Below are 12827 nucleotides of genomic sequence, written 5' to 3'. Positions count from 1 at the left end.
CGTCCTCCCTATTCTATAAAGGCGTTCTTAGCTGAATTCATATTCGAACCGTTCCTCGATCACCTTCACCGACACCTTCGAAATTGTCTCGCCCGAGACCATCCGCCCCAGTACCTGGCGGCTGAGGTCGGGAAGGATCGAATTGGTGATGATGTTGTCGATCATCCGCCCGCCCGAATCCGGGTCGCGGCATTGCTCGACGATATGGTCGAGCACGTCGTCGCCATATTCGAGCACCGCGCCATGCGCGTCCTTGAGCCGCTTTTCCACCGCGCCGAGCTTGAGCCGGGCAATCCCGGCCAGAACCTCGCGACCAAGGGGGAAATAGGGGATCGTTACGATCCGGCCCAACAGGGCAGGCGGGAACACGTCTAGCTGATAGGGCTTGAGCGCCGCCTCAAGCTCGTCGAGATCTGGGGTCACGTTGCCCTGATCGGCCATGTCCATGATCACGTCGGTGCCGACGTTCGAGGTCAGCAGGATCAACGTGTTCTTGAAGTCGATCAGCCGCCCGTTGCCGTCCTCCATCACGCCCTTGTCGAAGACCTGAAAGAACAGTTCGTGGATGTCTGAATGTGCCTTTTCGACCTCGTCGAGCAGGACCACTGAATAGGGCTTGCGCCGCACCGCTTCGGTCAGGCGACCGCCCTCGCCATAGCCGACATATCCCGGCGGTGCCCCTTTCAGCAGTGAGACGGTATGCGCTTCCTGAAACTCGCTCATGTTGATGGTGATGACATTCTGCTCGCCACCGTAAAGCTCTTCGGCGAGGGCGAGGGCGGTTTCGGTCTTGCCCACGCCCGAGGGGCCGCAGAGCATGAAAACGCCGATCGGCTTGTTGGGGTTCGATAGTCCCGCGCGATTGGTCTCGATCCGCTTGGCGATGGCGCGCAGCCCATGATCCTGACCGATCACGCGTTCCTGCAGGTGTTCAGCGAGGTTGAGTACGGCCTGCAATTCGTCCTGCACCATCCGCCCCGCCGGGATGCCCGTCCAGTCGGAAATCACGCTGGCCACGGCCTGTGCATCGACATGAGCATAGACCATGCGATCATCGGGGTTGCCGGATTCCAGATCTGCCATGCGCGCATGCATTTCAGCGCGCGCCTCGGCTGGGTCGACATCGTCGCTCCTGGCTTCGGCGGCGGCATCCGAAGCCGCGTCCTCTTCCTCGGGGCGGGCGTCGGCCACGTCGTCCACATCGCGGCCCTCGGCCACGGCGATGGATTTGCGCAGCGCCAGAACCTGATCGACGATCTCCTTTTCCCTGGCATACATCGTCTCGGTCGCGGCCAGATCTTCGATCAATTGCGCCTTTTCCGCCTCGGCCTCGATCAGGCGCTCCTCGTTGGTTTCGCCCAGATCGCGTTCGGCGACCTTGGCGGCGATTTCGGTGTCTAGCGCGGCAATGCGTTCCTTCATGTCCATGATCCTCGCCGGAACCGAGGACTGGCTGACCGCCACCCGCGCGCAGGCGGTATCGAGCAGTGACACCGCCTTGTCCGGCAATTGCCGCGCGGGGATGTAGCGCGAGGACAGGGTGACGGCAGAAACGATCGCTTCATCCGAGATGCGCACGTTGTGATGCGCCTCCATCGGCGCGAGGATACCGCGCAGCATGTAGCAGCACCGCTCGATATCAGGTTCGTCGACGTTGATGGGCTGAAACCGTCGTGTCAGCGCCGGGTCTTTCTCGATATGCTGGCGGTATTCGGACCATGTCGTTGCTGCGATGGTGCGCAGGGTGCCGCGCGCCAGAGCGGGTTTCAAAAGGTTGGCGGCATCACCCGTCCCGGCCTGCCCCCCGGCGCCGATCAGGGTATGCGCCTCGTCGATGAACAGGATGATCGGCGTGGCGGAGGATTGCACTTCGTCGATCACGGATTTCAGACGCTGTTCGAACTCTCCCTTCATCGACGCACCCGCCTGCATCGACTGGATGTCGAGCATGTGCAGCCGCGTCCCCTTGAGCTTGGGTGGCACTTCGCCAGCGGCGAGCCATTGGGCAAATCCCTCGACCACCGCGGTCTTGCCCACGCCCGCCTCGCCGGTCAGGATCGGGTTGTTCTGGCGGCGGCGCAGAAGGATGTCGATCACCTGCCGAATTTCGTCATCACGGCCCACCACCCGATCAAGCTTCTTCGCCTGCGCCTCGGCGGTCATATCCACTGAGAATCGGCCAAGAGCCGTTGCCGCGCCGGAACGATCCTCGTCGCCCGTGTCGCCGCGCCCGGCACTGCTCAGCCCGGTGCCGTCCATCGGCGGCATGTTCTCTTCTTCGGACTCGGACCAGAGCGTGCGGCTGTCTTGCGCCAGTTGGTCCACGGAAATCTGGTCGAACTCCTTGGAATACCGCACCAGCCCGCGCCGCAGAGCCGGATCGTTCAGCAGGGCTACCAGAACATGTCCGGTGCGGATCTGCGCCTCGCCAAAGAACAGGGTGGCGTAGGTCCAGGCATGGTTGAGCGCATCTGACAGGTGCTCGGATATGCCAGGGGTCTCAGTGACGTTCTTGTCGAGACCGGCCATCGCCTTGTCGAGATCCTTGAGCACCCGACCCCGGTCGATGCCCAGTTCGCGCAGCGTGACCGAGATGTCGCCATTCTGATTGGAGACCGAATGAAACAGCCAGTGGCTCAGATCTACATAGCGGTTACGCTCGCTCCGGGCATAGCGCATGCCCTGCAGAAATGCGTCATATCCGGCGCGGTTCATCTTGCCGGCGTATTTCTCAATACTGATTTCGGTCATTGGCGTTCGTCCTTGAATTGTCTTTATCTATGCGTGTCATGTCAGGCCGCCATGGGCGTCGCGTTGCGGGTGCCGCCGGGGCTGAGGTGATAGACCGTGCCGCAGACCATGCCTTCGGGCGCGCTCTCTTGCGGGGCGGGGGCGATGCAGGCCATCCAGCCCAGTTGCGTGTTGCGGCCCAGAATAGCTGGTGGCACCACCGGATGCGGCAGCCAGAGGGCCACGTCTATGTCGAAGGCGCGGCCCAGATACCAGAACACGATATCGCGCAGATGCGCGTGATCGGCACCGCCGGGCAGAATGCGATGATAGCTGTCCATATCTGCAAGGTGCAGGTGAATGGTGATCTTTTCCCCGATTGATCGAACCCGCCCACCCAAATGAATGTCGCGGCCAAGACTGCTGTTTTGCAGGCCCACCCGGCTGAGGGCGTCGTCCTCAAAGTCGAGCCAGACCGGGACAAGTTCCTCGATCTCCACCCCGATACTGCCGCTGAAATGTACCTGCAGCATCTGCCGGAGCCGAACCGGGCTCTTGACCCGTCCTGACGCCAGTCCGGACAGTCGCAGACGCACCGTGTCGCTGACGCTGTCGCGCCCCCGGTAGGCGGGCGTGCCGGTGCCGGTGAGCGTCAGCAGGTAGCTCTGGAAACGGTCGTCATCGGGATGATCGAATTGCGTGATCGGGCGCGCGTCCGCCCACGCGCGGTAAAAAAGCTCGATGAAACGTGCGGCGAAAATATCTGTAAATTCGACAAAAGCCTCGTCCCCCTGATCAAACCAGCGCAGCACCTCTTCGGTGGTGTTGAGTGGCAGCGCACCATAGGGGCCGAAAAACCCCAGAAAGTGCGCCTGCACCCGCGGCTTGCCTTTCTTGTCTGCCAGTCGGGACAATTCGCTGTGGGGAAAGGCAAGGAAAGGATCCTGCCCGAGGCGCACGAGTGCATCGCGGAGGCGTCGGTTACGGCCGATGCGCGGCCTGTCCTTGCCGCGCCGCTCGATATCCCGCATCAGGGTCAGGAACCCGTGACCCTCGTGGGCGCGCTCGGGGGCGCCGGGGGGCGGCTGTGCGGTCACAGGATCGGCCCGCTGCCGATGCGCGGCGGCCATGTCTTGATATGGCCCCGCTGACGCGAATGAATCACGCATTGGGTAAAGCTGTTGATCGCTGCGTATTCTGCGAGAAACCGGTCAAGTACAGCCGCCAGAAGCATGATGCCGCTGCCCTCGAATTCGTCTTCGTCGAACATCAGCGTGACCTCGAGGCCGCGCGCGGGATGAAACCCGTCGGGACGGCGGATTGTTCGGGTGATCGGGCGGGTGCTGACATCGACCAGCCCCTGAATCTGCGTTTCAGTGATATTGTCCGACAGGTCGGCGAACAGTGACAAAAGCTCGCGCATGGCCGCCGCTCCTTCGGTGCCGTCGCGGTTTTCCAGCCCGAAATGATTGAGCGCGAGATAGCTCATCAGGCGCCAATACGAGTCGCCTGATGTTGTGCGATGCGGGGCCTCGGCCTCCATGTCGGCCAGGGATTCACGCGGCGGGCTTGGCCCGGCGACACAGCTTAGCGTAACGGTCTGATCCTCGCTGAAGTAGAAATCGTCCTTGCCCTGCGCGATCGGAAGGTAGCCGGGCAGGTGTCTGTTGGAGCACAGTGCCTTGATCTGCAAGCGATGCGCGTTCTGATCCTCGGGCGGCTCGTAGATCGAGATATAGGTCTCGGTTCCCCGGTAGCGATGGCGGGACGTGCCATAGCGCCGTTCTTTCATTGTCAGGCGGCGTGGCTTGCGTCGCGCGGTATAATAGAGCACCTGTCGCGGGTCCTGCCCGTCAGGTGGCAGGGCATAAAGCGGGTGGACCTTCACCTTGTCCACATTGCCGGAGTAATGTGCGTAGACTTCAAGGATGTGGTGAATCTCGTAATGCGAGACCGGGCTACTGTTCGGTGGCACGACGAATTCATGCCTCTTGCGATCGATCCGCACCATGCTCGAATTCTCTTCGAACAGATTGACCGCCGGTGCGCTGTGCAGGCTCAGATGCGATGGCTCCAACCGGCTTTCAAGTGTCGGACTGATTGTATCGAACTCGACGATGATGCGAACGTCATTGGCCTTGATGCCCTGAAGGGCGGTGCGCAGGCCTTCAATCCGGATGCCGAGGAACTTGCGTGGAAAGATGAACGCCTCACGCAGCATGGCGAAGCCGTTGAAAAGGCGGTCGTTATGCGGAAAGAGCCGCTCGGCAGGGCCCATCCCGATCTGTTGGATCGCATCAGGCGGCAAGCGGCGGAACACGGCATCTCCGTTTTGGTCGAGATACCGAAGCGAGACGCGGGTCACGTCGCTGAGAAACTGCTCATAGAGGCGTATGGCGTCGTCCATCGGCCCGGTCAGATAAATCGGCAGGCTGTCGATCTCGACCTCGCTGATGGCACCGCCCTTGCCGGTCTTGCCGTCCAGGCCGATGCGCGCGAATTCCAGCTCAAGCCCGGCCTTGGTGCCAGGGGCGATTTCCTGCCCGAGCGCACCGATAGGGCCAGTGCGGCCATGATAGACCGCCTTGGTCAATGCCAGCGGCCATAGCGTAAGCGGCGCGGCGAGGGCGTAGCGGCAGGTCACCTTCTTGTCGGCATCGGCATAACGCGCATCAAGGTATTCGCCGCGTGTAAATGTTACGCCCTTGACCAGTTCCGCATTCTCGACGGGCAGAGTGGCGCGCACCAACATGACACTCGGCGTCGGTGCGAGCGCGTCTGGAAACACCTGGTCCAGCAATTCGCCGGTGAAGGTGCGGTATTCCTCCTGCATCTTCAGCTGCACACGTGCGGCCAGAAATGCGCTGCCCTCCAGCAGCCCGGCGATCGACGGGTCCATGTTGTCCTCGATCAAACCGCCCAGACGTTCGGCAAGGCCGGGGTAATCCTCGGCGAATTCGACTGACCGCTCCTTGAGGATCGCCAGTTCCCGGTTATAGGCGTCGCGAAAGGCCCGTTTCATGTCTGCACCCGAAGTTTCGACATGCGCAGCTTGCCGGCTCCAAGATCGACTTCGGCATCGAAATCAACGGGAATGTCCACCGGATCACCGATCAGTTCGGCCGATACAGACAGCGATATGCGCTGCGCCGTGCCGCCATCGTTGCGGGTGATCCGCACCTCGATCGACTCGGGTAGCAGCCGTGGTTCATGATCAATGAGGCTTTGACGGATGGATGCCGTGATCTGCGGCGTGTTGAGTTCTGAAGCCGCAATGTTGCTGAGATCGCGAAACCCGTAGTTCAGTACCGACCGTGCCACATGGGGCGCATCCTCGAGAGAGACCGTTGCATCAAGCCGCACGGTATTCAAAAGGGCGTTGAGATCGGCCTGAAGATGGGTCCGAAGTTTGTCACGCGGGATACCGTCGCGGCGCAACTTGCTGCGCACAGATATCTCGGTCTCTCCGCCTTCATTGGCGGGGCGTCCTACTTTTGCATCGTGACGTTCATTCGCGTCGCGAAAGACCTGAAACAGCGACACCTTGGCGCGCTCATGGTCTTTCCATAAACGCGTCCGTGGGCTTTTTCCGGTGTCCTCAGCGTCTGCCATGATGCCGCCTTCCTAGTGCAAGAGGCCGCGACCCTGACAAGACAGCCACGTCTTTCACATACGCAGGACCGCCCGCAATCAAGCCGGGAGGCGCGTCTGTAATGCTGACGCGCCCACCCCTGTTTTCCCGAACGGAAGGGTCGGGACTCAGCCCGCGCTCCATTCCTTGTTCTCGGCGATTTCCCAACCGGCCATGCTCTCCGGGCCAGGTGCGCCAGAGGCTTCCTGCAGGGTGTAGACCACTTCGAACCGGCGGAAGTTGAGCGTCAGCTGTTCCTGGATGCGATCAAGCCCATCCTTGGAGCCACCGGTGCTGTAGGAGCTGATCATGATGTCTTCCATCTTGATCTTGAAATACTCCACCGGTGCGGCCCCGCCCGACTTGCGTACGATCAACTCGCCGCTTTCGATGTGCTCACCAGAGGTACAACGCTTGATCAGATCATGCGACGCCAGATCGACATATTTGGTCAGGCTGATGTCATGAACGTCGACCTTGCCGCCGCCGCCGCCTGCACCGATATGCGTGGTGCCCGACTGGGACATACCCCAGTTCCAGGCAAGCACGTCGATCTTTTCACGATGGGTGTCGTCCTGCGACTCGCCCTTGATGTTGTTTGAAAGTCCAAGAAAAATATCGACAGCCATGGGTCACTCCTTTTACTGGCTCGCCTGTCAATTGCTTTGTTGCTTAACTGGCGTGGTTCACTTGCCGGTGGGCAGTTTGGATACGAGGCTCATGCCGATATCCATGCCCTCCATCTGGAAATGGGGCTTCAGGAAGAATTTGCCCTGATAATACCCCGGGTTAAGCTCGTCCTCAACGACTTCGACTTTAGCACCAGCAAGGGGCTTCTTGGCTTTTTCGGTTTCACTGGCACTCTCCGGATTGCCGGATACATACTTGTTGATCCACGTCTGGAGTTGGGTCTCCAGCTGACGCCGATCAGGGCTTTCACCGATCTTGTCGCGGACCATGACCTTCAGGTAATGGCTGAAACGAGATACGGCGAAAATATACGGGATTCGTGACGACATGTTGTCAGACGCCGTCGCCAGATCATCCACGTATTTCTTGGGCCGATAAAGCGATTGCGCCCCGATGAACGCCGCCTTGTCGGTGTGTTGACGGTGGATCAGGCCGATCAGACCGGCCTTGCTCAGCTCTCCTTCGCGCCGATCCGTGATCGACACTTCGGTGGGGCACTTGAGATCCTTGGACCCGTCGCCGGTATCGAACACATGGGTCGGCAGATTCTGCACCTCACCGCCCGACTGAACACCCCGGATCTTGACCGTCCAGCCGTATTCCTTGAACGCACGGTTGATGTTGGCAGCCATTGCGTGGGCCGCGTTCATCCAAGAATACAGCTTGCCGCCATGTCCGTCGGTTTCTTCTTCAAAGTTGAATTCCTCGACCACGGCATTGGAATTCTGTCCATAAGGCTCGCGCGCCAGAACCCGGGGCAGGGTCAGCGCGACAAAACGCGCGTTCTCGCTGTCGCGCAGGCTGTTCCACTGGGCGTATTCCGGGGTCTCGAATATCTCGGACAAATCCGGTGGCTGCGAAATCTCGTTCCACTCGTCCAGACCCAAGAGCGTCGGGGAGGCGCCCGAAATGAAAGGCGCCAGCGCGGCTTCGGAAATCTTGCTCAGCGAGTTGAGCAGGTTCACGTCACCGCTCGAATGATCGAAATGGTAATCGCCGATCAGGCAGCCGAAAGGCTTGCCGCCCAGAGTGCCGAGGTTTTGTTCATATACCATGTCATGCAGCGGGCTCTTGTCCCACTTGGCACCCGGATAGCGGCGCATCATTGCCTGCAATTCAGATTTCGACACATTCAAAACCTTGACCCGCAACGAGGCGTCGGTTTCGGCATTGTTGAGTGTGTAGGCAAGGCCGCGCCACGACGATTCGATCTTTTGGAATTCCTCGTGGTGCAGGACCGCGTTCATCTGATCGGTCAGTTTCTTGTCCAGCTTGGCGAGCATGGCGTCGAGTGTGTCGATGACATCCTCTGCCACAAGTTCCTGATCGTCCAGTGCTTCGCGGACAAGGGCGACAACCGCGTTGTCGACCTCCTTGGCCGCAACATCGGTGCGCGGCTTGATGGTCTGTTTGAGGATATCGGAGAATTCCGAAAGCTCGTTCAAGCCTTCGGCGGCCGTGCCAGTCTGTGCTTGCGCTTCATTTGCCATTTTTTCAACTCTTCTCATGCAACCCGCCGTCGCGGACGGATCATAAATCGCTTAATCGTCCGTTTCTTCGGTCTCGGGCTCGCGCGCTGCAAGTGCCGCCATCAATTCGGGATCGTTCAGCAATTTTTTGATATGTTCCTGCGCCTTGGGCTTGCTGCTCATGTATTTCTGAAGATTGGCAAGCTGTTGGCGCGCTTCAAGCAACTTGCGCAGCGCCGGAATCTGGCGCGCGACTTCTGCCGGTTCGAGATCGTCCATCTTGGAAAACTGCAGATTGACGCCGATTCTCTCGTCCGAGTCGGGGGCAAGCCGGTTTTCAACCATGAAGGTGACACCGGGCCCGACCGATTCCATATACTCGTCCAGCGTGTCCTTGGTCACATCCGCGAATGTCCGCTCTTCGACTGCCTCGGGTTCGACAGAGGGATTGTTGCCCGACAAATCGGACATCACGCCCATGACGAATGGCAGTTCCACCATCTTTTCGCTGTCGTAAGGATCCTCATACGCGATCTGCACACGAGGCGGGCGATTTCTCTTGATAAAGCCAGAACCTGAATTGCCTGCCATAATGAACTCCTTGTTTGCACATATAGAAAGCCAGAATACACCTTGAAGTCAACGTTAATCCCGTCTCTGGCACGTAAGAATAGTGTTGATATCTCAGCCGTTCTCCGCCTGGCGCACCTGCGGAATAAGTTCCTCCACGAGGGCTCTGAAATCCTTGTCTGCGTAGCTGCGGGCCCGTTGCAGCAAGAGCGGCACGGGGCTGCTTTTCTCGTGGCTTCTGAAAAACGACTCAACGCCGCGCAGCGCGTCCACCGCATCGGCGGAGGTCTCGATCACCGGCGGTGATGCGGTGGTCGGTTCCGCCGCTGGTTCGGGGCTCTGTCCTGCACCGTCCGACGACAGCGCGCGCAACCTGTCGATGTTCATCACGAAGCCGGTTTGAGGCCCGAATTCCACGATTGCTTTCGCGGCCTCCTGCGGGAGCAGCGTTTCCAGCGCCTCGATAAGCGGCCGCCCGATCAGGAGACGCGCCTGCGTCACGAGTAGAAGAGCGGCCGAGGACGGCTCTTTGTGCCGGTAATAGGCCTCGCAAGCCTCCAGCACTTGCCGCGCCTCTTTATGCGAACCGACTTGCAAACGCGACTGACCATCAGAGGCCTGAGGTGCGGTTGCCGCCGATGCCACCGGTTCCGCCTGACCCGGTTCGTCAGTTGCGGACTGGATCGGGGGCCCGTCAACTTCGGCGCCACGAAGGTCTGCCCGCGCATCGGTGATTGCCTCAAGACACTCGGTCACCAGATCCTGTAGAGGATCCAGCGCGGGCGAAAACGGATGGGTTTCATTGACTTGGCAGGTCGCCACGATCCGCGCCAATGATTGTGACAGAGACAGGAGCGCGCCATGACTTTCGTCAACTTTCTTGCGATTCGTCGGGGAGGCGAGCGAATCCTGCAACATGGCCGATGAAATCTCGTCCTCGAAAGACAGCGGCGTGGCCCGGCCTGCCGCTATTCGCAGCTTGCGCAACGTGACTTCGGTCGTCCCGGTGAGACCGGCGAATTGCAGAGGCAACAAGACGGTGTTCTGCTGCGCCAAGTCATTGAGCGTGTCACGGCGTTCGCCAGAGCCGCTTTCGAGCGTCGGATGAACGGCGGCACCGAACGTATCGAGCAGGTCGGCAATGGCGCGCACCGATTGCGCCATCGGCGCGATCCGACCAGCGAGGATTTCCCACTGCGCGCGCAGCACCAGCAGGCGCAAATCCCGGCTACGCTTCAGCAATGCGTCGATCTGCTTGGCCTCGCCGGAGGCGTCCACATCCTTGGGGTCGAGAATGTCGTCGGGACTGCGTGATCCGTCGGGGCGCTCGACCCCAGGCTTCAAGAACCGTTCCGGCAAACGCCCGAGTGCGCCGAAATAATAATCATCATATGCCGCGTCCATGGCGACATTGAGATCGGGGCCACACGGTGCCTCTTCGGAAATCGGTTCGAGCAACCAATCCACACTCATCGAAACATCTCTTTCCCAAAATTACTTCACGCACTCAACGCGTTGACATGGTTAAGCAGTTTCACCGCGTGGTCAAGGCCACTGATCTATCGCGATGCCTTGGCATAGGCGTCTGAAAACGCCTTGAGGAAGGTATCGAGCATTCCGTTCTCACCCTCCTTTGCCTTGGCATCCCAACGATCCACGTAGAGATCCCAGGCCTTGCCGCGCTTGGACGTGCCGAGGAATCCCCCCGCGCTCGACGCTTCTTCAATCTCTTCGGGCGACAAACCTTCCAGCATATGCGCAAGCGCGGGCTGCAACGCCGCAAACACGGCCGCCTGATGCTGACGCAGATCCTTGAGCGCGTTCTCGAAGCCTTCGGGGCCGGTCATGAAACCGTCGCGCGGCGCCACGAACAGTGTCTCGATGGCCTGCGCCGTATCGGGCATGAATTTCAGCGGGTTATTCCCGGTTGCGCTGCGCATCGTGCGCTCGCCGCCCTTGGTGAAATGCTTGACGTTGGCACGGTCCTGCAACATGCGCATCATCTCTTCGGTGGCGATCCGCACGCAATAGCCCAGCATGCGTGCAAAGTCTTCCGGGCTTTGGGCCTGCGCTGCTGCTGGGGCGATGCCGGCACCTTCGCAAAACGCACGTAGGATGGCGTCGCCGGAGGGCGTGGGTCCGGCCTGTGCAGGCGGTGTGGCGGGCGATTGAGGTTGCGGCGTCGGCTGTGCCATGAACGGCGCCGGGTTGGGGGACGCGCCTTGCGGCGATCCGAAATTCGGGGAGTGCATCGGGGCGCCGCCGGGCAAGTCGCCGGTCGTCGGTGATGGCGGCCGTTGCAGCGGGCGCGGTGCCTCGGGCGGTGGCTGTGGCGCGGGCTGGTGCATGGGCTGAAAATCCTGAGAGATATCCCCCATATGCGGTGCGGGCACCCGGACCTGTGACGCGGCAGGCGGTGCAGGTGGCATAGCCGGGCCAAAATCCCAAGGGTCGGCATCCTCTGCCGGGACGGCGGGCCCCGGATGGGTCATTGGCGGGGTCTGCAGGCCATGTGTCATGCCGTGCGGTTGCGGCTGCGCCGGCGCGCCAAGTTCCAGCCCGATGATGTAATGCCCTACCAGCAGCTGATCGGACCCGGTCAGGCGATGCGGGCCTTCAAGCCGATACCGCTGGCCTTGCAGGAATGTGCCATTGCTCGATACATCGGTCAGCCAATAGGCCCCTTCGGAATAGGAAATGTCGAAGTGATGACCGGAGATATGCCGTTCTGGGTCGGGCAAAACCCAATCCATCGAGGCGCGCCGCCCGACGCTGCACCCGGACTGGTTGAGCGTGATCGAGAGCGGCCCGCCGTTTTCGAGCGCGTCATAATTGAGGATTCGTAGCGTTAAAGTCATGGCAGTTCAGACCCTATCCGTTCCCGAAAGCGGCGGCTAGAGTACACGGTAGAGGGAAAGCGCCAAATCGAGGAACCGGGCCAATTCAATCGGTCGTCGGCTCAGGCTTGATTTGGCGAGACAGGACAGCACGGCCGAATTCACCGCGCGTGGCGTGCGATAGGGTGGCACCTGCGACGGGTCATTTGGCGCAAATTGTCCCCCGGACCATCCCACGGCCAGCCCCAACAGAACCACCGGCGTGCGTTGCGGTGCCCAGAGCGCCTCTTTCATCACCATATAGCGGTTCTGCGCATCCGGGTGTGTGGTCCAGTTTGCGATTTGCTCCATCAGTGCGCGGTCATCGGCGCTCATTTCCTCGGAGGAGGTGCGCACGCATTCATAGGCCCACCAGATTGCCATCTTGGCGCGCGCTGCGAACGCCGTGAAGGTCACCGCCTCTTCGGGGGTCGTGCTCGATCGCAGCCGGGCCAGAAAGGCAACGGCGCTCTCGTCGTCCCGGGGGCGATGCTGCATCAGGGTCCGTATCTGTGGCATCGCCGCGTAGAGTTCGGACGGCGTCTCGTAGCGCAGGGCCGAAATGGCAGGCTGCGTCCTCTCCTGCTGTGGTTCGTCCTGAAGCTCTTGGTCATCCATGCGCAAATGCTTCCCTGCAACGTCAACAGTCTAAAATCGCTTATAGCGCCCTATGCAAAGGCTAGCGTCTTACGCAGCGCCCGTCACCGGTTATTTTGTGCCGCTCCGCCCCGGAGAAGCAACGCTTGCCATGACGCACCCAAGCGAGACAGCCGGTGCGGGACATGGCCCCTATGGCCCGCAGGTCAATTCATGCTAGAGGCGAAAAGACCGATGGGAATGGCCCCGGCATCTGCAGAGGGC

The 12827-nt window shown here is 60.6% G+C and carries 10 protein-coding genes; all 10 read right to left on the bottom strand.

The window, feature by feature from the left end:
- Positions 1-27: 27 nt before the first annotated feature.
- Positions 28-2751, bottom strand: a complete 2724-nt coding sequence (gene tssH / locus RID11_RS02635; protein WP_350135764.1) for a type VI secretion system ATPase TssH — start codon at positions 2749-2751, stop codon at positions 28-30.
- Positions 2752-2792: 41 nt separating this feature from the next.
- Positions 2793-3860 (bottom strand): type VI secretion system baseplate subunit TssG, encoded by a 1068-nt coding sequence (gene tssG, locus RID11_RS02630; RefSeq protein ID WP_350135762.1) that lies wholly within the window; start codon positions 3858-3860, stop codon positions 2793-2795.
- A complete protein-coding gene (tssF, locus tag RID11_RS02625; RefSeq protein WP_350135760.1) occupies positions 3824-5752 on the bottom strand; it encodes a type VI secretion system baseplate subunit TssF in 1929 nt (642 codons plus the stop codon). The genes tssG and tssF overlap by 37 nt, the downstream gene beginning before the upstream one ends.
- Positions 5749-6342 carry a type VI secretion system baseplate subunit TssE gene (tssE, locus tag RID11_RS02620; RefSeq protein ID WP_350135758.1) on the bottom strand — a complete coding sequence of 198 codons (594 nt, stop codon included), beginning with the start codon at positions 6340-6342 and terminating at the stop codon, positions 5749-5751. Before tssE ends, tssF begins: the two co-directional genes overlap by 4 nt.
- Positions 6343-6489: 147 nt before the next feature.
- Complete coding sequence (locus RID11_RS02615; protein ID WP_350135756.1) at positions 6490-6990, bottom strand: Hcp family type VI secretion system effector; 501 nt, start codon at positions 6988-6990, stop codon at positions 6490-6492.
- A 57-nt stretch (positions 6991-7047) separates the two neighbouring features.
- Positions 7048-8541: a type VI secretion system contractile sheath large subunit gene (gene tssC, locus RID11_RS02610; RefSeq protein WP_292288866.1), complete on the bottom strand. Its 1494-nt coding sequence runs from the start codon at positions 8539-8541 to the stop codon at positions 7048-7050.
- Between the two features lie 51 nt (positions 8542-8592).
- Entirely contained in the window at positions 8593-9111 is a 519-nt protein-coding gene (tssB, locus tag RID11_RS02605; RefSeq protein WP_350135753.1) for a type VI secretion system contractile sheath small subunit, read from the bottom strand.
- Between the two features lie 93 nt (positions 9112-9204).
- Positions 9205-10563 (bottom strand): type VI secretion system protein TssA, encoded by a 1359-nt coding sequence (locus RID11_RS02600; RefSeq protein ID WP_350135751.1) that lies wholly within the window; start codon positions 10561-10563, stop codon positions 9205-9207.
- Between the two features lie 86 nt (positions 10564-10649).
- On the bottom strand, positions 10650-11948 hold the full coding sequence (gene tagH / locus RID11_RS02595) for a type VI secretion system-associated FHA domain protein TagH (protein WP_350135749.1): 1299 nt from the start codon (positions 11946-11948) through the stop codon (positions 10650-10652).
- 36 nt (positions 11949-11984) lie between these two features.
- Positions 11985-12584: a DUF6931 family protein gene (locus tag RID11_RS02590; protein ID WP_350135747.1), complete on the bottom strand. Its 600-nt coding sequence runs from the start codon at positions 12582-12584 to the stop codon at positions 11985-11987.
- Positions 12585-12827: the final 243 nt, after the last annotated feature.

Origin of the sequence: Roseovarius sp. (assembly GCF_040219995.1) — a bacterium.
GTDB lineage: Bacteria > Pseudomonadota > Alphaproteobacteria > Rhodobacterales > Rhodobacteraceae > Roseovarius.
The sequence above is the reverse complement of the archived record's forward strand: the minus strand, read 5'-3'. Positions and strand labels throughout refer to the sequence as shown.